At 39.5% G+C, this 25,526-nt stretch carries 24 protein-coding genes and 1 tRNA gene; 13 read left to right on the forward strand and 12 right to left on the reverse strand.

Going from position 1 to position 25,526, the window contains the following annotated elements; translation table 11 throughout:
- Positions 1–20 precede the first annotated feature (20 nt).
- Positions 21–1,208 carry a hypothetical protein gene (locus HJC33_RS07690; RefSeq protein WP_171658230.1) on the reverse strand — a complete coding sequence of 396 codons (1,188 nt, stop codon included), beginning with the start codon at positions 1,206–1,208 and terminating at the stop codon, positions 21–23.
- Between the two features lie 140 nt (positions 1,209–1,348).
- Here HJC33_RS07690 and HJC33_RS07695 point away from each other — a divergent pair, with 140 nt between their 5' ends.
- A complete protein-coding gene (locus HJC33_RS07695; protein ID WP_171658231.1) occupies positions 1,349–2,614 on the forward strand; it encodes a hypothetical protein in 1,266 nt (421 codons plus the stop codon).
- Between the two features lie 72 nt (positions 2,615–2,686).
- Positions 2,687–2,920 (forward strand): hypothetical protein, encoded by a 234-nt coding sequence (locus HJC33_RS07700; RefSeq protein ID WP_171658232.1) that lies wholly within the window; start codon positions 2,687–2,689, stop codon positions 2,918–2,920.
- Between the two features lie 72 nt (positions 2,921–2,992).
- On the opposite strand, the gene HJC33_RS07705 is transcribed toward HJC33_RS07700, so the two are convergent.
- Together HJC33_RS07705 and HJC33_RS07710 are read right to left on the reverse strand one after the other, a co-directional pair.
- Positions 2,993–3,466, reverse strand: coding sequence for a hypothetical protein (locus tag HJC33_RS07705; RefSeq protein ID WP_171658233.1), 474 nt, complete (start codon positions 3,464–3,466; stop codon positions 2,993–2,995).
- A 4-nt stretch (positions 3,467–3,470) separates the two neighbouring features.
- Entirely contained in the window at positions 3,471–4,229 is a 759-nt protein-coding gene (locus HJC33_RS07710; protein ID WP_171658234.1) for an SDR family NAD(P)-dependent oxidoreductase, read from the reverse strand.
- Between the two features lie 96 nt (positions 4,230–4,325).
- Between HJC33_RS07710 and HJC33_RS07715 the strand changes: the two genes are divergently transcribed.
- The 4 genes from HJC33_RS07715 to HJC33_RS07730 are packed head-to-tail and all read left to right on the forward strand — an operon-like array spanning position 4,326 to position 7,656.
- Positions 4,326–6,365 (forward strand): S9 family peptidase, encoded by a 2,040-nt coding sequence (locus HJC33_RS07715; RefSeq protein ID WP_171658235.1) that lies wholly within the window; start codon positions 4,326–4,328, stop codon positions 6,363–6,365.
- Positions 6,358–6,786 (forward strand): hypothetical protein, encoded by a 429-nt coding sequence (locus HJC33_RS07720; protein WP_171658236.1) that lies wholly within the window; start codon positions 6,358–6,360, stop codon positions 6,784–6,786. The genes HJC33_RS07715 and HJC33_RS07720 overlap by 8 nt, the downstream gene beginning before the upstream one ends.
- A 59-nt stretch (positions 6,787–6,845) precedes the next feature.
- Positions 6,846–7,253: a DUF2141 domain-containing protein gene (locus HJC33_RS07725; protein ID WP_171658237.1), complete on the forward strand. Its 408-nt coding sequence runs from the start codon at positions 6,846–6,848 to the stop codon at positions 7,251–7,253.
- 10 nt (positions 7,254–7,263) lie between these two features.
- Positions 7,264–7,656 (forward strand): DUF423 domain-containing protein, encoded by a 393-nt coding sequence (locus HJC33_RS07730; RefSeq protein WP_246245506.1) that lies wholly within the window; start codon positions 7,264–7,266, stop codon positions 7,654–7,656.
- Between the two features lie 2 nt (positions 7,657–7,658).
- Here the strand turns inward: HJC33_RS07730 and HJC33_RS07735 are convergent, their stop codons facing one another.
- The 8 genes from HJC33_RS07735 to HJC33_RS07770 form a co-directional block, all read right to left on the reverse strand.
- Entirely contained in the window at positions 7,659–8,180 is a 522-nt protein-coding gene (locus tag HJC33_RS07735) for a nuclear transport factor 2 family protein (protein ID WP_171658238.1), read from the reverse strand.
- A 4-nt stretch (positions 8,181–8,184) separates the two neighbouring features.
- Positions 8,185–8,898 carry a DUF4097 family beta strand repeat-containing protein gene (locus HJC33_RS07740; protein ID WP_171658239.1) on the reverse strand — a complete coding sequence of 238 codons (714 nt, stop codon included), beginning with the start codon at positions 8,896–8,898 and terminating at the stop codon, positions 8,185–8,187.
- Between the two features lie 20 nt (positions 8,899–8,918).
- Positions 8,919–9,671, reverse strand: coding sequence for a DUF4097 family beta strand repeat-containing protein (locus HJC33_RS07745; protein WP_171658240.1), 753 nt, complete (start codon positions 9,669–9,671; stop codon positions 8,919–8,921).
- A gap of 17 nt (positions 9,672–9,688) precedes the next feature.
- Entirely contained in the window at positions 9,689–10,483 is a 795-nt protein-coding gene (locus HJC33_RS07750; protein ID WP_171658241.1) for a DUF2887 domain-containing protein, read from the reverse strand.
- Positions 10,484–10,507: 24 nt separating this feature from the next.
- On the reverse strand, positions 10,508–11,005 hold the full coding sequence (locus tag HJC33_RS07755) for an RNA polymerase sigma factor (protein WP_171658242.1): 498 nt from the start codon (positions 11,003–11,005) through the stop codon (positions 10,508–10,510).
- Positions 11,006–11,310: 305 nt separating this feature from the next.
- Positions 11,311–13,551, reverse strand: a complete 2,241-nt coding sequence (gene feoB, locus HJC33_RS07760) for a ferrous iron transport protein B (RefSeq protein ID WP_171658243.1) — start codon at positions 13,549–13,551, stop codon at positions 11,311–11,313.
- A complete protein-coding gene (locus HJC33_RS07765) occupies positions 13,548–13,790 on the reverse strand; it encodes a FeoA family protein (protein ID WP_171658244.1) in 243 nt (80 codons plus the stop codon). The genes feoB and HJC33_RS07765 overlap by 4 nt, the downstream gene beginning before the upstream one ends.
- Before the next feature lie 86 nt (positions 13,791–13,876).
- Positions 13,877–14,554, reverse strand: coding sequence for an SCO family protein (locus HJC33_RS07770; RefSeq protein WP_171658245.1), 678 nt, complete (start codon positions 14,552–14,554; stop codon positions 13,877–13,879).
- A gap of 152 nt (positions 14,555–14,706) precedes the next feature.
- Between HJC33_RS07770 and rseP the strand changes: the two genes are divergently transcribed.
- From rseP to HJC33_RS07785, 3 genes are all read left to right on the forward strand, one after another.
- Positions 14,707–16,062: an RIP metalloprotease RseP gene (gene rseP / locus HJC33_RS07775; protein WP_171658246.1), complete on the forward strand. Its 1,356-nt coding sequence runs from the start codon at positions 14,707–14,709 to the stop codon at positions 16,060–16,062.
- A gap of 68 nt (positions 16,063–16,130) precedes the next feature.
- Positions 16,131–16,204, forward strand: a tRNA-Asn gene (locus HJC33_RS07780).
- Between the two features lie 250 nt (positions 16,205–16,454).
- Positions 16,455–17,474 carry a LacI family DNA-binding transcriptional regulator gene (locus HJC33_RS07785; protein ID WP_171658247.1) on the forward strand — a complete coding sequence of 340 codons (1,020 nt, stop codon included), beginning with the start codon at positions 16,455–16,457 and terminating at the stop codon, positions 17,472–17,474.
- Between the two features lie 43 nt (positions 17,475–17,517).
- On the opposite strand, the gene HJC33_RS07790 is transcribed toward HJC33_RS07785, so the two are convergent.
- Positions 17,518–18,339: an AraC family transcriptional regulator gene (locus HJC33_RS07790; RefSeq protein ID WP_171658248.1), complete on the reverse strand. Its 822-nt coding sequence runs from the start codon at positions 18,337–18,339 to the stop codon at positions 17,518–17,520.
- Between the two features lie 340 nt (positions 18,340–18,679).
- Between HJC33_RS07790 and HJC33_RS07795 the strand changes: the two genes are divergently transcribed.
- The 4 genes from HJC33_RS07795 (at position 18,680) to HJC33_RS07810 (ending at position 25,498) form a co-directional block, all read left to right on the forward strand.
- The gene (locus HJC33_RS07795) at positions 18,680–21,703 is read left to right on the forward strand and encodes a SusC/RagA family TonB-linked outer membrane protein (protein WP_171658249.1); all 3,024 of its coding nucleotides are present in this window, start codon (positions 18,680–18,682) and stop codon (positions 21,701–21,703) included.
- Between the two features lie 32 nt (positions 21,704–21,735).
- Positions 21,736–23,376 (forward strand): RagB/SusD family nutrient uptake outer membrane protein, encoded by a 1,641-nt coding sequence (locus tag HJC33_RS07800; RefSeq protein ID WP_171658250.1) that lies wholly within the window; start codon positions 21,736–21,738, stop codon positions 23,374–23,376.
- Between the two features lie 79 nt (positions 23,377–23,455).
- Positions 23,456–24,499, forward strand: coding sequence for a sialidase family protein (locus HJC33_RS07805; protein ID WP_171658251.1), 1,044 nt, complete (start codon positions 23,456–23,458; stop codon positions 24,497–24,499).
- A gap of 54 nt (positions 24,500–24,553) precedes the next feature.
- Positions 24,554–25,498 carry a dihydrodipicolinate synthase family protein gene (locus HJC33_RS07810; protein ID WP_171658252.1) on the forward strand — a complete coding sequence of 315 codons (945 nt, stop codon included), beginning with the start codon at positions 24,554–24,556 and terminating at the stop codon, positions 25,496–25,498.
- Positions 25,499–25,526 lie beyond the last annotated feature (28 nt).

The following is a 25,526-nucleotide window of genomic DNA, read 5'->3' on the forward strand; positions in this document are numbered from 1 at the left end:
TTTTCAGTAGTAATTTAGGTTTATTTGAAACTAAGACCGTCCATATTTTTTAAGCGGGCGATAATACCCCAACCATAAAAGTAGTTGGTCAGCCCAATTAAAATTTCATTTTCCCCTTCTTTAAAAGGAATATTGAACGAAGCATTTTCTATCGTACATCTTCCACGTGGTTGTTTCATACCTGGGGAACCGTAGTAATTTTTATCTTGGTACAAGGGCTGACCGTTTATAAAAACCCAAACTTCGTCGCTAAATCCAAGATTTACTTCTTTTTCTTGAATTTTATCAGAGTTAATGGTTGTTTTTAACCATGTTAATTTTCTTTCACCACTTGCTGTGGCCCCATACATTTCTGTCAAGTTCACTAAGGCTCTGCGACTTGCTTTTATGGACTTCCAAACTGCAGAGCTGTTCAATAGCGTACTATCAATGGCAACACCCGGACTTACAAGAATCTGCTGCATCAGGTCTTTTCCAGAGGGAAAATCAACAGGTTCTGTTACCTCCCAATCTCTTAAATAATTAGGGTCATTGTAGGTTGGATCATAACCTTTGGTGGCAGGTAAGTCCTCTGTTGCATTGGGCTGTATGGTCATATTGGCATAAATCACGTTACCAGAAAGAGCTATTCCACCAGATTTTGTTACACCTTCCAATGCAGGAACCAATAGTGCCGGTTTTTGTAGATCATTTACAAACACTTTCATCTGATTTTCAGATACTACCAACTTGATATGGTTCCATTGATTTTCCAAAATGGTTGCTGCTGCTTGATAGTCATCAGTCACATCCCATAGATTTACGCCATCCAATACGGCTGCATATTGCATGGAAGTTCTGCGGAGAGGATTCGGTTTTCCAAAATGCCGCAGATAAAATATTTCTGAATTCAAGGTGTCTTTATCTATGCGAAAATTGATTCCCGGAAAGCCCGCCCCTTTCAGTTCTACATCAAATTCAATAGTTCCTGTAGTAAACTCAAAGTCCTTTAGCATAACATTGATAGGACGGTCGTTGGTACTCTTTACAGCATTAACTGTTTTGTAGGTGATGAATTCCACATTATCAGATACAGGTGACCAATACTTTTCAGTTAAAGGGAATTGTAAGACCTTGGCCTGTTTTTTTCTGGTCCCTTGACCATACGAAATATTAAAAATGAGCAGTAAGATTAGTGCTGCATACAGTTTTTGTAATGAATTGTCCATTTTTTAATGATTTGAATTTTAAACTAAATTTGATTTGTAGTAAATGTAGATTGGATTGAGTATTGGAACGCCCTTTCAACTTGTTCAATCCTGTTTAATCCTGTTCAAAATAGATGGCTCGCTAAACGCTTTTTAGTTTTATGGATAAATCAAAACTTAACATGATTCAATATTTGGTTGCACAAGTTGAGAAACAACTAGGCTGGGGCAGTGGTACCAATTGGAGCAATAAAGACTTTGAAGAGCTAAGTGACCGCATTTTTTCCTCGACCAAAAAAAGATTGAGTGTTACAACACTGAAAAGAATTTGGGGTAGGGCCGAGTTGATAGCTAATCCAAGTTCTGCTACTTTGGATATCCTATCGGAATTTATTGGACATAAAAACTGGCGAGAGTTTGCAGGAAGTTACAAATCCCAACCTCTTCCAAAAACGTTTTGGAAGGAGATAAAAACATCAAACTTGGTCGTACTGGGGGTACTGATTTTAGTCGCAGGAGTTTTAATGGCCATGTTTTGGCGTAGAAATCCTGATGAGGTAAGTAAAGTCGCTACCCTTGATAAATCAGCTTTTAAGTTTAAAAGTAGAATTGTCAGTGATGAGATACCCAATTCTGTTGTTTTTGAGTATGATGCCTCCAATGCAAGGGATAGTGCAGTGATTGAAATACAACAAGATTGGGATGAAAACAAACGAATCTTAATTAACAAAACCGATAGTATTGCCACTTGCATTTATTATTTGCCAGGGTTCTTCAAGTCAAAGCTGGTTGTTGATGGCACTATTGTACAAGAGGATGATGTTTTCATAAAAACCCAAGATTGGTTAGGGGTAATCCAACAAGACAATGCTCCCATTTATCTTCAGCGTGAAGAAATTAAACAAGGTGATGAGCTTTCAATTACCCTAGATGTACTAAGTGCCTATGATATGGATCCAAGAACTTCAAATGTAATGACCAGTCTCTATAAAGTCAGAGATTTTGGAGAGCTATATACGGATAATTTTGAATTTTCCTTTCAAGTGAAAAACACCTTAAAGGAAGGGTTGAGTGGATGTCAGGGAGTAAAAGTATTTGTACTCTATGATGGAGGGGCCTTGGGCATTCCCTTGGCCAAAAAAGGATGTATTGCAAACCTTAATCTATTAGCTTTTGGAGATTATATTGATGGAAAGAAAAATGACCTTTCAGGTTTTGGGGTTGATTTTAATGACTTTGTTGATTTGCAATGTATTTCCAAAAAGGGCAAACTTGAAATTTTTGTGGATGGTGTTCAGGTATATGAAGGAAAGGGACATGAAACTTCAGCGAAGATTAAGGGGATAAGTGTATATTTTGAAGGGACAGGAACCATTAAAAACATTGCACTTAATTCAATTACGAACGTTTCCTCAAAATCGATATAAGTAAATAACTTAAGAATAATTTACATTTAATTTATGTTTACTTAACTTTGTGGTAACATTAAAAAATGAAAGATGTCCAAAAAAAGTAAACTGAAAAAGGCTTTGAAGAAAGCAAAGAAGAATCTAAAAGCTAAAGAAAAAGCAGCTAAGAAAGCAGTTGCTAAACTTCAGAAATTGAAGAAGAAAAAGGCAAAGAAAAAAGAATTGGAAAAAGTAGCTAAGAAGGCAAAAGTTAGACAACTTAAAGCTAAAGTAGCGGCAAAAAAAGCTAGCTCAGCCAAAAAGGCACTTAAGAAAGTGGCATAACTTAGATTACAGATAACCGACTAATCATAAGGAAGGGAAGTATCGATGCTTCCCTTTTTTATTTTAGAATCATTAGTACAATTCTTCCAAAACCAATCTGTAGTCATACTGCAAATCCTCATGTAGGGCTGAAAGTTTCTTTTGAATATACTCCAGTTGTCTTTTGTATAGATTTAGCAAAGTGGTATTCCTTTGAATGGAAGGAGAAAAGACCTTTAATTTTTGACAGAAATACAGTAGCAATTCCACCTCGGTTTCTTTGTTGCCAGAATACCGAATGTATTTTTTAAGGTTTCTCAAGATTTTTCGAACACTTTTTTTGATATAGAAATAACTGTTTGTATTAATGTCCAAAAAAAGTTCGTCCACTTCAAGTTTAACGGTTTCAATGTAACCATTTTCATCCCCGGCTTCAAAAAGCAAATAAGTGAGGAGTTCTTTGTTTTCTTTTTTAAATCGAGCCAATCGCAGACAAAGCTGAAGGATCTCATCCTCTGACCTAAATTGCAATTCTTTTTTGAGTTGGGCTATGGTTGCAGCTTTCATGGGTTTAACTTCTTAAATAGGATGCGCCATTGACATCGATAATGGTACCCGAACAATATTCGGCACCCTCCGAGGCCAAAAATAGGACGGCATGGGCTACTTCCTCAGGTTTTGCCATACGTTGAAAAGGAGTTTCGGCCAACAAACGCTCTTCCTCTTCTGGTGTTAGGGCGTTGACTCCCATTTCAGTAGCAGTAAACCCCGGGGCAACTACGCCAACAAAAATATTATGCGGTGCTAACTTTTTGGCCAAAGATTGACTCATGGCATTTAATGCCGCTTTGCTGGCGCCATAAGCGGGAGCATTGGGTTCGCCTCTAAAAGCACCCCTGGAAGAGACATTCACAATTTTTCCGCCGCCAGATGCTATCATTTTTTGAGAGGCCCAATAGGTTAGGTGAGCCGCAGCAAAGAGATTGGTTTCAAATGTGGTTTCCCATTCTTGGCCCCATCCCTTAAAATCAATTTCATCAATTTTGTGATGATGAAAAATGGCAGCATTGTTCACTAAAATATCCAATTGGCCATAGGCTTCAACAAATTCATGAATCAATTCTTGACAATTTTCCTTTTGGGAAATATCTTTTTGAAAAAGGCCATGCCCATCCCCGGGAAGTTCCGAAAGTGTTTTCTGGGCTTCTTCAATGTTACTGCGAAAGTTGATACCTACTTTGGCCCCTTTTTGGGCAAAGGCCAAAGCTGTTGCCTTGCCTATTCCACGTGAAGCGCCAGTGATCAAGACAGTTTTACCAGAAAAATCCATTAAATAAGTGTTTCTTTTCCAAAGATACTAATGAATATGCGGTATGGGATTCTTAGCGGTTTCCACTATCTTTAAAAAGTCCAAAAATCAATCAAAATGAAAAAGGTTCTCTGTCTTTTGGCTTTGGCCATATCCTTTCAATTTATTACGGCCCAAAAACCAAACTTCTCGTATTTAGACATTTTTGATTTACAATATGTGTCCGACCCCCAAGTTTCACCAAATGGGGAATGGGTGGTTTATCGAAGAATGGGATTTGATATTTTGAAAGATGCATCCAAAGGCAATTTATGGATAATTAGAACCGATGGAAGCCAACATCAAAAGTTAACTGCAAATGAAGGCAACGAGAGTAATCCACGATGGTCGCCCTCAGGTGATCGAATTGCATTTTCCAGCAGTACCGATGAAGGTTCAGAAATTTATATGTATTGGGTGGCATCTGGAAAGGTTGCAAAATTGACGCAATTGCCTTTTAGTCCCAGTTCATTGACGTGGTCTCCAGATGGTAAGCAATTGGCATTCTCCATGAATGTGCCCAAAGCACCTCCGGTAATTGCCAAAATTCCTAAAAAACCCAAAGGGGCAAAATGGGCGGAGCCCCCTCGAATTACTGATCGGGTTTATCATGAAGCTGACGGTAAAGGTTATATCAAGCCAGGATTCAACCATATTTTTACCATTCCAGCAGAGGGTGGTGCTCCCAGACAGATAACATCAGGAGACTGGCACCACAGAGGAACACTTTCATGGTCTCCGGATGCTTCAAAAATTTATTTCTCAGCGAATAGGGTAGAAGATTGGGAATATCGCTTCAGAAATAGTGAGATTTATTCCGTTAGCGTGGAAAGTGGTGCAATAACTGCTTTAACTGACCGAAATGGGCCCGATTATAATCCACAAGTTTCTCCTGATGGAAAATATATCGCTTACTTAGGTTTTGAGGATAAAGTGCAGGCTTTCCAAACTAGGAAGCTCCATATTATGAATAGTGATGGCAGTAATAAACGGTTACTTTCTGCGGGATTGGACAGAACCTTGTCTAAAATCCAATGGAATGCAAAGGGCGATGGACTCTATGTATATTATGATGATAAGGGCAATGGTAAGATTGGATATGTTTCCCTTTCTGGGAAAGTGGAAAAACTGGTGGACAATGTTGGAGGCACCACTTTGGGAAGACCCTATGCAAGTGGTGCGTATAGTGTTTCAAAAAATGGCACAATCGCGTTTACACAAACCAGACCTAATTATCCAGCAGAGCTGGCTGTCCTTAAGCCAAAATCAAAAGTACCTGCCCAATTAACAACGTTGAATGCTGCATTACTCAACTATAGAACCTTGGGAAAGGTGGAAGAAGTGTGGTACAAATCATCAGTGGATGGGAGGGATATACAAGGATGGGTGGTGTATCCTCCCAACTACGATAGCAATAAAAAATATCCTTTTATGGTAGAGAACCATGGAGGGCCTATCCTTAATTATGGTGACCGGTTTTCTATAGAAATGCAACTCTATGCTTCCGAAGGATATATCGTTTTTTATCCAAACCCCAGAGGAAGTACAAGTTATGGGGAGGAATTTGGCAACCTTTTGTACAACAACTATCCTGGTGAAGACTATAATGATGTAATGGATGGTGTGGACCACTGCATAGAAATGGGAATTGCCCATGAAGACCAATTGTTCGTTACGGGAGGTAGCGCAGGCGGAATCATGTCCGCTTGGATCATTGGAAAGAACAATCGTTTTGAAGCTGCCGTAGTGGCCAAACCTGTAATGAACTGGATCAGTAAGACCTTGGTGGCCGATAACTACTTTTATTATTTCAATCATAGGTATCCAGGGCAGCCTTGGGAAAATTTTGAAGGGTATTGGAAATTTTCCCCTATTTCGCTCGTTGGTAATGTAGAGACACCCACAATGGTAATGGTGGGAATGAACGATTTGCGAACACCTCCCAGCGAGGCCAAACAATTGTATCATGCACTCAAACTCCGAAAGATAGAGACCGTTTTAGTGGAAATCCCAGGAGCAAGTCATGGTATAGCCAGCAAACCGAGTAATCTGATGACCAAAGTAGCCCACACGGTGGCTTGGTTTGACAAGTTTAGAACAGGTAAAGAAGATGAGTAAAAAGAAAAGACATTGGTTGTGGAACGCATTGATTGTTCTCACGCTCATTGTCTGTGGCTTGGCCTTTATAATACACTATAAAAATTGGTGCAAGTTGGAAGATGGAAAGTTGAAAATGCTATCCGGAATCTATTACCAGCAAATACCCATCACCGAAATAGATAGTATTGCATTGGTGGCAAAATTGCCCGAAATGGAACGTAGTTCCGGATTTTCTTGGATGGCAAAGGAAAAAGGAGTTTTCAAGGACTCACTTACGCAATCCAAAGTCTATGTGTTTGTGGATGATTTGAGGCAGCAAAAAATCAAGTTGATTCATCACGATTCCCTAAAAATGTTTATCAATTTTCAGGATAGCATCCAAACACAAAAAATATATGCTATTTTGCAAACAGAGGTGTTGGACGGTCCCAAAGACTAAATTGTTTTTTGAAACGTATATGAACCAAATCAATCTAATATTGTAGTCCCAATTTAACTATGAAAGCACTTTTTTTTTGCCTCCTATTGATGCCATTAAGCCTACTCGCACAAAATACCATTTCTGTTCACATCAATAATGTTGATTCCGCTTCGGGTCAGGTGAATGTAGCGGTTTATGATTCTGATGACACCTTTCTTTCATTTGAAGAGGTCCTGAAGACTGGAAGTGCTCCCGCACATGAAGGACAAGTAACTTTAAAGATTGAAGATTTGCCTATTGGAGAATATGCTTTGGCCGTATTTCATGATAAAAATGGCAACGGAAAATTGGATACCAATTGGTTGGGCATTCCAAAGGAAAAGGTTGCTTTTTCCAAAGCCAAAATGAAGACTTTTGGACCACCAAGATATCGGGAGTGTGCTTTTGTAGTCACTTCGGATTACGAGATTAGCATAGACCTTTAAACCTATACAATTGGAAAAAATATTGCTTGCACAGGTTATGGGAGCTCTTTATGGCCTGCTTGCCGTAGTTTTTGGAGCCTTTGGTGCTCATGCCCTAAAAAAGAAATTGACCCCCGAGTTACTTCACAGCTTTGAAACAGGGGTCAAATATCAAATGTACCATGCCATTGTACTCTTAGTGCTTGGTTTTAATCTAGGGTTTGATAGGTCTTTGGATTCAATTATCGTGCATTGTTTCATTTTCGGAACCCTACTCTTCTCCTTTAGCATTTATGGACTTTGCCTTAGTGCTGCCAATGGTAAAAAACTTCGCTTTTTAGGACCTATTACTCCATTTGGAGGATTGCTGCTCGTTGTTGGTTGGGCCCTTTTGCTCTATAGTTTCTTAACACCAATGTTTTAAGGCTACTCAATTTTAACTGGATTTATTTCGTCATAAAACCAAGGAGTGTGTTGGTTGGTTATGGCTGACCATTTCCATTTTTCACCCATCTTTTGCGCATGTAGGGTCATTAATCCAATTTCCTTAAAAGTTGTATCCGTGGGAATTGCTTTTTTGAACCAAAACATTTTCCAACTATAATAGGTAATGGCATTTTTGGCATCCAAAATTCGTATTTTTGGTTTGCCCGCCTCATAGAAATAATCCAAAGAATCATTTTCTGAAAGCATTCCATGGAACTTTTCCAATTCCTTTTTTCCCTCAAAAAGATACCCTTGTGAATTAATCCAAGTCACATCATCAGAAAACTGGCGCATTGCCAAGTCTATGTCTTTTTCGATCATGGCCCGCTCCCTTTCAGAAATCATTTGAACCAAAGCCAGGGAATCCTGTTTTAATGTATTTTCAGACAGTGCGGGGCTTCTCAGCTGGTCACATGATACAATACATAGAGCCAATGGAAACATCAGGGTGAAGATTTTCATCAAATTAGAGTCTTAAATACATATTGCCATTGATGGTGTTCAATTTTAAGCGGTGGGTTGCATTGTCAAACCTTCCTTCCACTTTTTGACCTACATGACGATCGGTGACCTCAAGTTTCAAATTTTCATCAGCATAAATATTGCCATGAATGGTCTCTGCTACCAAACGGGAATTTTTTAAAACCAAGTCTATTTCACCATTTATGGTGGTCAAATCCATGTTGCCGCTATATTTTTTGATTTCTATATTGCCGTTGATGAGGTCCGCGGTAAAATCTCCTTCGATTATCTCGGAGTTCAAGTCGCCATTGATACTACTTACCTTGAATCGGGCATTTTTGGGGACATAAAGCACATAATTGAACTTGTAGGTCTCGCCAGTGTGGTAATATCTTTTCTCATGCTCCGGACGACCCTTGTTCCATTCCTCATAAAACGCTTCAAAAAGGGCTTTGGGTTTAGAGGTAATTGCAATTGAACTATTGGTCTCATCAATTTGAAGCCTGTAAAGATCCAAATGTTTTCCTTGCTTCGTGGTAATATCTGCTTTGAAATAAACCGTGGGCTTATCCCAGGTCTTTACCTCAATATCCGAAGCAAATTTTACATCCAAATGAACCATTCTGTTACTAAGGTCGAAGCTTTTTTCGATGACCTTTTGGGCGTTTAGGGATAAGGTTAAGAACCCTATCAAAAGAAAGGTTGCTAAATTTTTCATGATTGTTCGTTTTTTGATGCTTATTGTTTTCTTAAATAGATGTTTCCGTTGATGGATTTTAGAGAAATATCAACTCCGCCGTTGTTGATGGTTCCATTAACTTTTCTTCCTGAAAGGGGTTTGAGTCCTTCTTTTTCTGCTCTTTTTATTTCAAAATCAGTGTACATGTCGCCATTTACAGTGGACATGGACAGCTTGGCGGGGGTATTTCCTGGTAAGCCAACATCAACGGCTCCGTTAGTGGAGTAAATAGAAATAGGGCTATTTTGTTTTACGGGGCCAAATTCTACCGTAACGTCGCCGTTAAGCGAAGTTGCAGTAACCGGACCGTTTACTTCTGAAATTTCAATACTTCCATTAAGTTGGGCATCTGCCTCAACCTCTCCGGTAAAGCCTTCAATTTCTATATCGCCGTTCCAAGTACTTTTTACAGAGACATTTTGGTTTGCGGGCAAATAGATTTCAGCGCCTTCGGATTTTCTCAGGTTTTTGACCAAAAGGGTGTTCCCATCTTGAATTACATAAAAGCCAACCTCAGTATTATCGTTGCCATCTTCGCCCACCAATCTAAGCCCTTTGGCTTTTTCTAAAGTTTTGGCGCTGCTGCTGGCTTTGATAAGTAGTTCGTTGCCTGAATGGGTCTGCAGTTTTATATCTGCTTTGGATTCAATTTTGACCCACTCAATTCCATTTAATGATTTTGTGAAATCTTTTTGTGCTTTTGCACTGCTGATGAATGCAAATGCAATTAAGATAATTAGTGATTTTCTCATGATTTTCGTTTTTTGATTTATATAATTTTAGGTAATGCAGATTTGATCTGTTCTTTAATAAAAGGTTGTGTATCTTCTTGTTCCAGCAATTTTTGCATAGGAGCTACTGCTTTTTTCTCTTGAATCTGCACCAATAATTGAATAATGGCAATTTGAATACTTGGATTTTTTTCTTTCTCCAGGGCTTCAATGAAAACTTTTTTTACTGTTTCGGAAGCTGTAAATTTTGAAAGTGCTTCCGTAGCCGTGAGCCGCACATTATCATTCTCATCAAACAACAGCCGATTGGCGAGTGCGTTGATGATGGCCTCATCTGGGTTTTCAAATTCTTCAATATAATTGACACCCTGGATACGTTTGCTGGCAGATTGATTTTCCATCAATGAGAGCATTACGGTCTGCTTCATTTGAAGACTTTCGTTTTGCAATTCTGCAAGGTCTTCATTGGACTTTTTCTGTTGAAAGACACCACCCATTTGGAAAGAAGCCACTAACAGGGCAATACTGGCCGCCACTTTGAGCAAATTGTTCGCCCATTGCGATTTTTCCTTTTTCTGCGGAAGAGCAACTACCTTGGTCGTTTTTCTTTTTTCGTGCTCCAAGGCTTCTTCAAAACTTCTTTTAAGTTTATCTGAAGGAACTTTGACATCCTCATCGAAGGCTTTAAATAAAGACTTATAACCCTCCATTTCCTGTCTAAAATCGGGATGCTGGGCGAGATATTGCTCTACCATTTGTTTTGTGGCGTCATCCAAGACATTGTCTAGATAATCTGGAATCAATTCAGTAATACGTTCTTTATCGGATTTCATTTTTTTGTATTTATGCTTGTATCCCTAAAGGGATTCCATATAGATGTTTTTTAATTTTTTGAGTACCCTGCTTACCTTGGTCTTTACTGCACCAGGAGTGCTTCCCACAATTTCTGCGAGTTCTTCATAACGGATTTCTTCAAATCTGTTCAAGACAATCAACTCCCGGTCAGAGGGGTTCAATTGGTTAAGGGCATATTGCAAATGGGAATAATCCTCTTCCTTACTTGAATCCGTTTCCAGATGCTTCTGCTCAAATTTCCCGATCTCACTATGGTTTTTGTGATTTCTTGTGAAATGGGTCTTGAGATTGTTTCGTGCAATAGTGAACAACCAAGACACAAAACTTCCGTTTTTATAAGAACTTCTATATTTTATCAATTTGTAAAAGACATCTTGCGTAAGGTCTTCGCTCAACATGGGATCACCGCACATTTTCAATAAAAAGTTGAATATATGTTTGTGATACCGGTCAAAAAGAATCTTGAGCAAGTCAAGATTTCCTTCGGCAACCTTTTGCATGATTATTTCGTCTGAAAGCGTTTTCAATACTGTTTTTAGCTGGTCTTTGTTCTTATATAGTCAGGAAATTAAGAAAGGTTACACAGCGAATGAAAAAAAGCATGGATTTCTTTTCCAATGTGAGAAGATGATGGGGAAAGTAAAAGAAGAAGGACTTTAGCTGCAGCCACAGTCATCTTGCCCACAGGCTTTGGAATTTTTCTTTTTTCCAAAGGCGAACGATTTGGGCAATAAAAACTTCCAAACCAAATAAAGCACCGCTGTCGTAAGTGTCAAGTAAGCTAAAATTTGTTGAAGCATCTCCATTATTTAAGGATTTGAAAGGCGGTCAATGCTACAAGATACGCAAAAGAGCTCATGAATGCCAATTGCAGCAATGGCCATTTCCAACTGTTGGTTTCCCTTTTTACAATGGCCAAGGTACTCATACACTGCATGGCAAAAGCATAAAATAGCATCAGTGAAATTCCAGAAGCTAAATTGAACATTGGTTTTTTCCCAGATTCATCCAGCTCGGCGGCCATACGCTCTTTAATGGTGTCTTCTTCGTCACTGCCAACACTATAGATAGTGGCCAATGTGCCCACAAATACTTCACGAGCGGCAAAGGAAGTGAGTACGGCGATACCAATTTTCCAGTCATAACCCAATGGTTTTACAATGGGCTCTATGGCCTTTCCAGCCATTCCCATATATGAATTTTCAAGCTTGTAACTGGCAATTTCCTGCAACCGCGCCCTTTCCTTTAAAACATTGGTTAAATCCTGTACATTATCACGAAGTGCTTTTAACTGAATGGCATCAGGAGGTGTTTCAGTATCCAGTTTAATACTCTTCATGTAGGCGTTGATGTTGTTTTTGATAAAGTTGTTGCTGTAAGGACTTAATCCCTGTTCTTGGATACGTTGATTTACAATTTGTTCGGCATTTTTGAAATCTTCAGAATACCCATTCGAACCTAAAAACCATAGGATGATAGAAATGGACAAAATAATTTTTCCAGCCCCAAACACAAAGCTTTTGGTTTTTTCCAGAACGGTATACCACACGTTTTTTAAGAGTGGAAGTCGATAAGCAGGCATTTCTACCATAAAAAGGGACCGACTTTTAATTTTCATGACCTTGTTTAAGATCATTGCCGCAAAAATGGCCATGCCAAAACCGATAAGGTACAAAAGCATCAAGGTCAAGGCCTGATAGCTTATTAGGCCCAAAAAACTTCCTTCGGGAATTACAAGAGCGATAAGAATAAGATAAATAGGTAGCCTAGCGGAACACGTAGTGAAAGGAGTGACCAAGATGGTGATCAAACGTTCTTTCCAACTTTCAATAGTACGTGTGGCCATAACGGCAGGGATGGCACAGGCGGTTCCCGAAATAAGGGGGACAACACTTTTACCACTTAAACCAAAAGGACGCATCAATCTATCCATTAAAAAAACTACTCGACTCATATATCCACTTTCTTCCAAAAGTGAAATGAACAGGAATAAAAATGCTATCTGCGGAACGAAAACAGCAATACCACCAATACCTGCAATAATACCTTCGGACAATAAATCGGTAAAAAGCCCTTGGGGCAATGTATTTTTTAGCCATTCTGCGGCTGAAGCAAATTGTTCATCGATCCAATCACTGGGATAACCACTCCATTCAAAAATGGCTTGGAAAATCAATAAAAGAATGGCGAAGAAAATGATATATCCAAAAACTTTGTGGGTCAGTACTTTGTCAATGGATGCGCGTAATCCTTTTGCGGTATTTAGGTCAACTTTATAGGTTTCCTTTAAAGTATCATTTATAAACTGATAGCGCAGTACAGTTTCCCTGTGCTGTAGTTTTTTCAGTTCAACTTTAGATTTTGTGCTGAAAGAAGTGGCGTCTTCAATCCGCTTCTTTTCAATGGGCATAAAGTTGACGTCCTGGGTAATGACCAGCCATAATTTATAAAGGTCTTCCTTTGGAAAGGCCTTTTGCATACGGGCAAAATATTCAGGAGCTATCCTTGAAGTGTCCAAATTTGGGGAGGCAGATAGCTTACGGTAATCTAAAATGAGTTCTTTGATGCGTTCTATGCCCTTGCTCTTTCTGGTACTGACCAATGCAATTTTGGTGTCCAGCTTTTTCTCCATTAGATCAATATCTAACGAAATGCCCTTTCGATCCATACGATCGGCCATGTTGATGACCAAAATCGTAGGGATTTTTAAATCTTTGATCTGAGTAAAGAGCAGAAGGTTTCTTTTCAGGTTTTCAACATCACTGATTACCACGGCCACATCGGGGTAATCTTTATCATTTTTGTTGAGAAGCAGCTCAACAACTACACTTTCATCCAATGAAGTGGTATTGAGACTGTAGGTTCCCGGTAAATCTAGAATATGCGCTTTGACCCCTTTGGGAAGTTTGCAGATGCCCTCCTTTTTTTCTACCGTGATTCCTGGATAATTGCCAACCTTTTGTTTGAGGCCTGTAAGCTGGTTGAAAACAGAGGTCTTTCCGGTATTGGGATTTCCAATAAGGGCAACATTGATGCTTTTGCTCATAAGGCCTGGTTATCATCTACAATTTCCAATTCTATCAATTTGGCCAAGGATCTTCTTATAGCAATATGGCTTCCGCTTAGATTGATATAAATAGGGTCGTTCAACGGTGCAATTTGCACCAATTCAACAATATTTCCAGGTAAACAGCCCATTTCCAAGAGTTTAATGGGAAGGTTATTTTCCGAAAAATCCTTTATGATACCTTTTTGTCCGTATGACAGATCTGCGACTGTGACCACGAGCCTTATTTAGATTGATTTTAAGTAAGGGCAAAATTAAGTAAAAAAGGACAAACGCAGCTTTAAAATAGAAATAAAGATAAGTGTTACTGGTTGGTGTAACTTGCCTTTAAAATTTCTAGGTCTTCTAGAAGTTTGTTTATCTCCTCAGGGTTGGTGCCGTCATAGAACCCACGAATTCTTCGTTCCTTGTCCACCAAGACAAAATTTTCGGTATGAATCATATCAAAAGGTCCACCATCACCGTCATTTTTTACGGCCAAATAGGATTTTCGGGCCAATTGATAGATTTGTTTTTTATCACCTGTGACCAGATTCCATTTTGTATCAATGACCCCTTTTTCCAAAGCATACTTTTTTAATTGGGGGACGGAATCAATCACCGGAGTAACCGAATGGGACAATAGCAGCACTTCATCGTCATCTAAAATTGATTTTTGAATGCCTGCCATGTTTTTGGTCATAATGGGACAAATGGTGGGGCAGGTAGTGAAGAAAAAATCGGCCACATATATTTTATCCTTATAATCTTCTTGGGTAATGGTTTTTCCATTTTGATTTACCAATTCAAAATCCGCAATGGTATGGTATTTCTTTTTGTAGTGCAGAGTGCTATCTACCAAAGACTTGTCCACCATGGAGGGTTGGAAGACAGGTAACTCCTTTTTGGGTTGTAAAGCGTTGTAAAACAAATAAATAATTATGCAGGAAATTGCTAAAAGCACTATCCCGAAAAATTTGTATTTGGCAAAAAATGACCGCATGGAATGCAAAATTACAACAGCTAGAGAGTTTCATCAAGATGAAATAGTAGTTTTGGTACTAAAAGTTTCTTAAAACCCAAGAGCTATAATATTGAGGTTTTCATATCACTGGGTAAAAGTTTACTTTTGTGCGTTTTAACAGACTGTTAGTAATGAGCCCCATTTTAATAAAGACCATACAATTTTTTCTGAGTTTGTCCATACTTATTGTACTTCATGAGTTGGGACATTTTATTCCAGCAAAGCTGTTCAAGACCCGGGTAGAAAAGTTCTATCTATTTTTTGATGTTAAGTTTTCTTTGTTCAAGAAAAAAATAGGGGAGACTGTCTATGGTATAGGCTGGCTGCCCTTGGGAGGTTATGTGAAGATATCCGGAATGATTGATGAGAGTATGGATACCGAGCAGATGAAGGAGGAACCCAAGCCTTGGGAGTTTAGAAGTAAACCAGCGTGGCAACGATTGATCATTATGTTGGGAGGGGTGACGGTTAATTTCATCTTGGCCGTTATCATTTATATAGGAATGGCCTACTCCTACGGGGATCAGTACATTCCGATGGAAAGTTTGAAAGACGGTGTTTGGGTCACAGAAAAGGAAATAGGAGATAAGATAGGCATCCAGACCGGAGACAAGATTCTTGCAGTGGATGGGAAAGAGCTGAAAACCTTCAACAGTGTTTTTATTGAATTGATCAATGGAAATGATATTACCATTGAACGTGATGGCCAACGTATTGAAAAGGAAATCCCGATAGATTTTATTTCCACGTTGTTGGAAGACGAGGATAAGGTTCGTTTTTTGAGTCTTAGGGCACCGTTTATAGTTAATGAAGTGTCCAAAGATTCTCAGAACAAAAATTCAGGATTTGAGGCTGGGGACGAATTTTTGACCATTAATGGAATTCCTGCTGTCTACAGAGATCAAATCACACCTATTCTAGAGAATAACAAGGGGAAAGAGGTTGAGGTTGGAGTAAAAAGAGCAAACGGAACGCAAGCAAAGATAGATGCCCAAGTAAATGAAGAAGGAAAGTTGGGATTGGAAATCGGCGGACTCACCATGGAGGATTATGCTGAAAAGGGATACTTTGCCATAAAAACCCAAAAATATACTTTCTGGGAAGCCATACCTGCTGGTATTGATAAAGGTGTTACCACATTATCCAGTTATGTAAAACAGCTGAAAAAGATTTTCAATCCGCAGACCGGTGCTTATAAGGGAGTGGGTGGTTTTGCTGCTATTGGAAGTATGTTTCCTGATACTTGGGATTGGGCAGCCTTTTGGTCCACTACGGCTTTGATTTCCATTATTTTGGCTTTTATGAACATACTTCCTATTCCAGCATTGGATGGTGGGCATGTCGTGTTCTTGCTCTATGAAATGGTTACAGGCAGAAAACCCAGCGACAAATTTTTGGAGTATGCACAAATGGTAGGTTTCTTTTTACTGATTGGGTTGCTGTTGTTTGCAAATGGCAATGATCTTTATAAATGGCTTTTTAAATAGAAAACCACTTTTTTTGTTTGTTGTATATGAAGTAAACTGCTATATTTGCACCCGCTTATAGGAAATATTCCTCCTTAGCTCAGTTGGTTAGAGCATCTGACTGTTAATCAGAGGGTCCTTGGTTCGAGCCCAAGAGGGGGAGCAGAAACAGCAAGGCTTCAGAGAAATTCATACTCTGGAGCCTTTTTTATTTGCACGCAAAAAGTTGGTTTCAATTGATTTCGTTTGGAAACAAAATTTATTAAAATATTGATAATAAATTAAATACAATCAAATTTGAATTTACTTGTACTCCTTTCGGCGACGCTGTTTGAATTAACTTTGAAAACATGTCAAAAAGAAAATTGAAAAAATTTAAATGAGTTCAATATTTTTGGATGTGAATTCACTATATGATAAAAAGAGTTTCTTTAAAAGACATCGCCAATACCGCCCAGGTTTCCACATCCCTTGTGTCTTATGTGATAAACAACAAATGGAAGGAGAACAGGATACCTGAAGATACGGCCAAGAGGATATTGAAAATTGCCAAGGAACTTAATTATGAACCCAATATCATTGCCCAAAGTCTTAAAACAAAGAAGACAAAGACCATTGGAGTCATCTTGGCCGACATTTCAAATTCTTTTTTTTCTTTTTTGGCCAGGGAAATAGAGGATTTGGCATATTCTAGGGGCTATACGGCCATCTTTTGTTCCTCTGACGAAAATCTTGAAAAGTTTACGAACATCGTGGATTTTCTTATGACCCGGCAAGTTGATGGATTTATCATTGCGGCCCCAGAGGGCTCTGAATCGATATTAAAGAATATATTGCAAAAAGTTCCTGTTGTCCTAGTGGATCGGTATTTCCCAAAGATTGGAGCCCATACCGTTAAAATTGATAATTTCCAGGCATCATTCATCGCAACAGATTACTTGGTGAAGAAAGGACACCAAAAAATAGCCGCTATAGTTTATGACTCAAAGTTTCAACATTTTAATGACCGCTTAAACGGGTACCTTGCCTCATTAATGGAAAATAATATTGAACCAGATAATGACTTGGTCAAAAAAGTTGACACCAAGTCACTAAAAAGGGATATGAAAAAAATCATACAACGCCTGGTGCTTGAGAACAAAGTAACGGCCTTATATTTTCATACAAACACCTTGGCCGAAGAGGGTTTGAGACAAATCCAATCCTTGGATAAAGCATTAATAAAAAATTTGGACATCGCGGCCTTTGACAGAAACCCTTTTTACGACCTATTTGAAAATAGGATTCAATATTTAAACCAGCCCATTCATGAGATAGGAAAAAAATCTGTTATCCTTCTAACCGATATTATTGAAGGCAAAACCCAAAAATCCCCCCAACATATATGTTTGGAGGCAACCCTTGCCCTGAAGGAAACCGTCCCTTCAAAATAATTGGATTTGACTTTTTTGAATACCTACATCCAATTCTTTTTCGCTAAAATTTTAATTCGCGATATTTTTTTGGACTCAACCCCTTGACTTCCTTAAACTGTTTGTAAAAATTCATGATCGTGGTATATCCGCAATCCAGCGACACCTGCAAAATGGTCTTTGAGGTACTTTTTAGAAGTTTACAGGCATAGGCAATACGCACTTGTTTTACAACCTCAAAAACAGTCTTCCCGGTCTTTGCCTTAAAAAATCTACAGAAAGAGCCTGGGGCCAGATGTACCAAATCTGATAGTTCCTCAAGCTTGATGTTCAAATGGAAATTCTTGAAAATGTACTTATAGACCTCATTGATCCTGATCAGGTCAGAGTTGGAGCTATGCTCTATGTAACCAGCACTTGATAGATATTTTTTTTCCTCGATCTCTGTCATATACTTCAGAAGCTTAAATAATTGGCATATTTTTTCAATACCGTCCTCTTCCAATAATTTCTGGAACTCCAACTCAATCTTTTCTCTTTCCTTAACCACAAATTGGATTCCCCGGGATGCCTGTTTAAACAAATGTAAGACCGGGCTCATCTCAACCATTCCCATAAGTCCGTCACTAACAAAATTCTCGGAAAATTTGATCACCACATTAATGGCGTTGTCCAAACACTGATCCCCATTGGCCTCCCATGAATGGGGAATATTAGGCCCCAAAAGAACTAGATCCCCTTCCTGGTATCCAGAAAAATAATCCCCTACAAACCTCTTACCCCACCCTTTTTTAACATAATTCAGTTCATAATTGACATGGGAATGTATTTTGGAATATCCAGGCTCAACATTGGATTCAAATATTATAAATGTATCTCTTTCCAATACTACACAAATTACATCATTATCAACTTATCGGTTATAAAGCACCTTCATGTTTAATTTACCAAAAACATTATTAAATTATTATCAAATAATCAATTATGTTAAAATAGTTTAATTTTATGAAAATATTCTTGAATTATTTCCTTTTTTTCCTTTCTACATTTATCCTGTTCAATCCTAGTTAACATTTTGAATAGTAAGATAGAATTGTTTTGATATTCAATATTATAGGATTTCATCGCCATAATTCTACTTCCTTTTATAGTATTTATGGCATTTTACAAATTATTAGCTTAATCGTTTAAGCATATGAAAAATTAACCACTACAACAACAAATGTATGAAGACAACTATTTTAAAAGACCTCTCAGTGCGAAAAACACTAAAAATGGCATTGTACGCTTTGCCATTTTATTTAGTGATGACCACTGCTGCATTTGGTCAAAAAACAGTAACAGGTATCATAACTGATGCTTCCACTGCAGCGCCACTTCCCGGGGCAACAGTTTTGGTAAAAGGAACAACAAACGGTGTAACAACAGATTTTGACGGTAATTATCAGATTACCGTGGATTCTGAAAGTGACATATTGATATTCAGCTATATAGGATATCAAGCCCAAGAACTATCCGTTGAAGGAAAATCAGAGATCAATGTCAATCTGGCTGTTGGCACAAATAGTCTGGATGAGGTAGTAATCGTTGGGTACGGTAGCCAATCCAAAAGAAATATTACTGGTGCCATGTCATCGGTAGACGTGGAAAAAGTCAATCAGAGCTTGCCCAATGTCAATATTGCCCAATCACTCACAGGTGCTACGGGCGTTCAATTCATTGGAGATGGCCGACCTGGACAAAGTGGTGCGCTACTGATACGGGGACAGAGCTCTTTAAGTGGATCCAATGACCCTCTAATAGTGTTGGACGGTATCATATTCAATGGTGAATTAAACGATATTAACCCCCAAGATATTAAAACCATAGATATCCTAAAAGATGCCAGTTCTACGGCAATTTATGGATCAAGGGCTGCCAACGGGGTTATCCTGATCACTTCCAAATCAGGAAAAACTGCAAAGCCCAAAGTCAGTGTCAACTTATTTTCTGGTCTTTCCGACCCTACCAACACCATTCAATTGTTAAGTCCAGACAGGTATATTGAAAGGAGGCTTGAATGGAGAAGGCAAAGTGGTCTAGAGGCGGATCCCAATCAATTGTCCACGTATTTTTCCCCAACAGAAGCGGAGAACATTGCCAATGGGGTTTCTGTAGACCCCTTTGACTTAGCACTGCAACAAGGTTCCATCCATTCCGTAGATGCCAGTGTATCTGGAAGGACAGAGGGAACCAACTATTTTGCATCAACCTCCTTTAGTGATAATAAAGGGTTGGTCATCAATGACAATGAAAAGCGTATAACTACTCGTGTCAATTTGGTTTTTGACCTTGCCAAATGGCTGGATGTTGGTGTAAATGCCATGTATTCCAGACGAGATCTATCCGGCCTCGGGGCCAGTCTTTTCGATGCTTATCGAAGTAGCCCTTATGGAACCTTCTACAACGAGGATGGAAGCCCAACGCAATACTCCGTACCTTCTGAAAGAGCTGCAAGTAGCCCTTTATGGAACGATTATTTTACAAAGAACGATGAAATAAAAAACAATCTTTTTAGCAACATATTTGCGGAATTGAGCACGCCCCTTTTTGGTGGGGAACTGTCTTATAGAATGAACTATTCCCCCAACATACGGTGGGAGCATGAATACAACTATAGAAGGCAAGACCCCAACTCGGACAGTAATACTACGTATGCCAACAAATACAATCGAAACGATTTTGATTGGCTCCAAGAAAACATCGTAACCTATAAGAAAGCCTTGGGAGAGGCCCATAAATTTGATATTACTCTACTTTATAGCCGAAATCACCAAGAGTATGAGGAAACATATGCAGAGTCTGGGCAATTAAGCCTTGACGGACTGGGTTATGACAACCTAGGCCTGGGAACCAATATTCAGGCCAGCTCTTATGCCCAAAAAATTGATGGGGTGTCCTATATGGGTAGGGTCAACTATCAACTTTTAGACAGATATCTGTTTACTTTGACAGCACGAAGGGATGGTAGTTCCGTATTTGCAAAGAACAATAAATATGCAACTTTTCCATCCGCAGCGTTTGGTTGGATCATCAGTGACGAACCCTTTTTCAATGAGGACAGCAGTATCAATTTATTAAAGCTTCGCTTGTCATACGGTTCTGTTGGTAACCAAGCCATAGACCCATATCAATCTTTGAGTCTTTCGAGTACAACGGGCTATGTATTTGGTAATGGTGGAAGTACCTCAATCGGTGTCGTGCCTTCGACCCTTGGTAACAACGATTTGAAATGGGAGACCACTACCAGTACAAATATTGGTTTGGATTTTGGTTTACTTTCTGGTCGCATCAATGGTTCTTTGGAATGGTACAACAGCAAAACCGAGGACCTGCTCGTGCGAAGAAGTATCCCCGTAACTGGAGGGTTCAGCAGTATACTGACCAATATAGGGGAGGTTAATAACACGGGTATAGAGCTGCAATTAAATTCGGTCAATGTACGGAACGATAATTTTGAGTGGACCACATCCTTTAATTTCGGCTACAACAAGAATGAAATTGTACATCTGTTCGGAACAGATTTGGATGGTGACGGAAAAGAAGATGACAGTATAGCGAACGGTTGGTTTATCGGTCAGCCCATAAATTCATTTTTTGACTATCAGTTTGACGGTATTTACCAAGAAGGAGATACGGATATTCCCGAAGGATTTTCTCCAGGCTTTGTTAGGGTGAAGGACATCAATGGAGATGGTGAGATCACCTCCGATGACAGAACTGTGGTTGGTTCTGGAGATGTACCGGAATATACCATGGGACTCAGGAACAATTTTACCTATAAAAATTTCACCTTATCCGTATTTGTCAACTCCCTTTTGGGCTGGGAAGCCCCGTTCAACCTTATTAATCCCTTGGTTCCGGGCAGAAGTATAAACCAATATGATGGCGGATGGTGGACACCCGAGAACCAATCCAATAGCCGTCCATCGCTGTTGTACAGTAATCCATTGGGCATTGATTGGTACTCCAGTAGGAACTTTGTCAGGATTCGGGATGTTTCCTTGACCTATCAATTTGATCAAGAAGTGCTTGACAAATTGAAACTCTCAAGCTTAAGATTGTCACTCAGTGCCAAAAACTTATACACGTTCACAGATTGGTTGGGGTCAGACCCGGAAAGTGGCGACAATTATACTTCCATACAAGGAAGCAGTAATCTTTATCCATTGCCCAGGACATTTTCCCTCGGTCTAAATATTGGATTCTAATAAAATCATAAATAAACTTAAAACAAAGTATCATGATATCACTTTTTAATACAGATAAGTTTGTTAAAAGAAACTTCTTGTTCCCCATACTGGCACTTTTCATTATTTCCCTTTCTTCCTGCGAAGATGATTTTCTCAATGAAAGCCCTCCTTCCTCTCTCAATAACGAAGGAACCCTTACGACCAAAGACGGGTTTGAAGCCTACTTGATTGGTTTGGTAAGGAATGCCAGGGAAGAATACTCAAAATACGACAACAATTTTTTTATAACCAATTTTCCCGGAACCGATGTTGGTTCAGATGCAGGGGCGGAATACTTCACGTACAGGAACTGGGTCTCTTATTTGACCCCGATCACCTCCGAAGTAGGAAATAATTGGGATTGGGCCTATACCCAGATGATAGCTAACGCGAATACCATAATAGAGTATGCTGAAAAACCCGAACTTGCGGACATCTTTGCCGATGAAGCGGAAAAGAATGCAATTATTGCAGAAGCCCGATTTTTTAGGGGATATACCTATAATTTTTTGGCAAATCTTTACGGGGGGGTCCCAATAGTTGACAAAGTTGAAGGAACACCCAAGTTTGATTATGTCCGGGCCAGTAGGGCACAAGTTTATGAATTTGCCAAAGATGACCTAGTGTATGCATCCCAATGGTTGCCAGAGACTACCGATCAAGAGGGGAGAATCGTTAAAGCGGCCGCAGATCATTTATTGAGCGAGGTCTACATAAGCCTCAATGATTATACCAATGCAATAGCCAGTGCTTCGGATGTTATAGATTCTGACCTCTATCATTTAATGACAGAACGTTTTGGAGTAAACGCTGGGGAGCCCGGGGATGTCTATTCCGATTTGTTCACCACGGGAAATATCAACCGAAGTAGTGGAAACATGGAATCCATCTACGTTTGGCAATTTGAATCTTACACCTCGGGAGGATCCGGATCCGCATGGGGCAATCAGGCACCTCGGAACATGCATCCATTTTTGACCAAGATAACGGACCCCAACGGTGTATCGAACATACCTACCGATGAACTCAATAGAGGTGTGGGACGTGTCCGGGGAACCCCATACGCCCTATACGATATTTGGACAGATCCAAACGACATCAGAAATTCAGAATACAACTTTAGGAGAACTTTTTATTACAACAATCCCGAATCAGCATTTTTTGGCCAGGAAATACCACCAAGTACTGTTGCAGAAGACACATTGAGAAGGATGTACCCCTACCCTAGGAAGCATGAAGGAACTCCTTGGCAAGGGTCCAATAGTAACGGTAGGACCAGTGAAGATGTTTATGTCTTTAGATTGGCCGAAACCTATTTATTAAGAGCGGAAGCCTATTTTAGGGATGGCCAATCACAAAATGCAGCGGACGACATCAATACGATAAGAGCAAGGTCCAATGCCGCGGCAATTACTGCCGGTGATGTATCCCTCGATTATATTCTTGATGAAAGGGCAAGAGAATTAATGTACGAGGGCAGAAGACGAAAAACCTTGATCAGGATGGGAGTCCTTGTTGAAAGGGTAAGGCAATATGGACTTTTTGAAAGTGGCAGGGAAACCATTCAGGATTATCATAACTTATGGCCAATTCCACAGACCGCAATAGATGCAAACATTGGGGCCGAACTGGAACAAAATCCGGGATATTAATCAAACCACGGGCTTCTCCCCTTTATAAAGGGGAGAAGCCCGTCTAAAAAAGAAATTAACAACCAAAATTCTAAAAAGCATGAAATTCATAACTCGTATGATGCTGTTCTTCTTTCTTGTGCTCAGTATAAGTTGTCAAAAGAACATTACGGTCAAAGTACTTTCAGAAAAAATGGTCTATGACCATCCTCCTTTTTCGGAATGCCATGCATCCACAATTGAAGAAGTTGGCGCAGGCAAACTAATGGTTTCTGCTTTCGGAGGAACCAAGGAGGGAAACAAGGATGTCTGCATATGGCTGTCCGCATCATCCACTGATGGGCAATGGCTACCTCCAAAAAAAATGGCCGATGGGATAATCAACGATTCCCTAAGGCATCCCACATGGAATCCTGTTTTGTTCAAATCAGACTCTGGAAAGTTGTCTTTGTTCTATAAAGTCGGCCCTTCTCCAAGAGAATGGTGGGGAATGGTCAGGGATTCTGATGATGACGGAAAGACTTGGGGCAAACCCCAAATGCTTCCCAAAGGTATTTTAGGGCCCATAAAGAACAAACCCATACAATTGGAAGATGGGACAATTCTCAGCCCCACCAGTACGGAAAGTTTAGATGCCAAAATATGGAGGTCGGCAATAGAAGTTTCAAAAAATGATGGAAAGACATGGGCCAAACATGATTTTCCTTCAAACGATACTGAAAAGGTAATACAGCCCACCTTACTTTTAATGCCCAATGGGGACATAAAGGCCTTGATGAGGAGCAATCAGGATGTGATAATGGAAAGTAACAGTAATGATCAGGGCAATACTTGGTCCAAAGTAACCAGGGGAAAACTCCTTAATCCCAATAGTGGAATTGATGCCGTCAATCTTGAAGAAGGGGGCTATTTACTGGTCTACAATCCTCTTGTAAAGGGAGGTCATTGGTCAAATGGAAGGAACAAACTTTCATTGGCCTATAGCAAGGATGGTGTTGCATGGGAAGACATCCTTGTCCTTGAGGACCATGAAAAGGGCGAGTTCAGCTATCCTGCGATCATTCAGGCACAAGATGGCAAGATCCATGTTACATACACGTATAACAGGATCAACGTGAAGCATCTCATATTGGAGTTTCTTTAAAACTGAACTTGCATAGCCAATTAAAATTGATTTCTAAAAAAACTAAAAAGAACAATGAACTTACTTCCAGATGGACTATGGCCGGTAATGTTGACACCTTTCAATGATTCAAACCATGTTGATGTCCCAAATCTTCATGAACTCACCCAATTCTATTTAAAAACTGGAGCAAGTGGGCTTTTTGCCAATTGCCTTTCCAGCGAAATGTTCCAACTTAACCAAGAAGAACGTTTGTTGATCATAAAGGAGGTTCTGGCATCTACAGACAATAAAGTGCCTGTAATAGCCACGGGAACCTTCGGGGGGAATTTGGATAGGAATGCCGATTTTTCAAAACAGATTTTTGATTTGGGGGTTACAGCAGTGGTCATAAATTCAAATCAATTCTGTGATGAATTTGGAAGTGAGGATGGATTTAAGCTGAAAATGGAAAAATTCATAAAAAAGACCGAGGGGATTCCCTTGGGAATTTATGAATGCCCAATACCCTATAAACGTAAAATTTCACCTAGTTTGCTAAAATGGCTTGCCGGTTCAGGCCGTTTTTTGTACCACAAGGATACCTCTTGCAATATTGAAGAAATTGCCCAAAAGCTCAAAGCGGTGGAAAATTCAAACTTAGGGTTCTTCAATGCACACGTCCCCACCGGACTGGAATCCATCAAGCTTGGGGCCAAGGGCCTATCCCCCATTGGGGCCAACATGTATCCCGAATTATTCAACCATTTGCTCCTTAAACATCGTGAGGGCGATGATGACAGTGCAAAGAAATTGGACACCCTACTATCTGTCATGGATAAGATCATACACCAAAACTATCCCTATTGTGCAAAATATTTCTTGAACAAAAGAGGGTTGAACATGAATACACAATGCCGTGGCCCAAGAGCTGCAATGACCAAAAAAGATTATTTGGACATTCAATTAATAATGAATATGCTCATGGATATATCCGAGTCGTTCAATATAGAATTATATAGCTTTAAGATTTGTCACTAGAAAAAATAAATAGAGATAAACCAAATTG

The sequence above is a fragment of the Flagellimonas amphidinii genome (genome assembly GCF_013090115.1).
Classification (GTDB): Bacteria; Bacteroidota; Bacteroidia; order Flavobacteriales; family Flavobacteriaceae; genus Flagellimonas; species Flagellimonas amphidinii.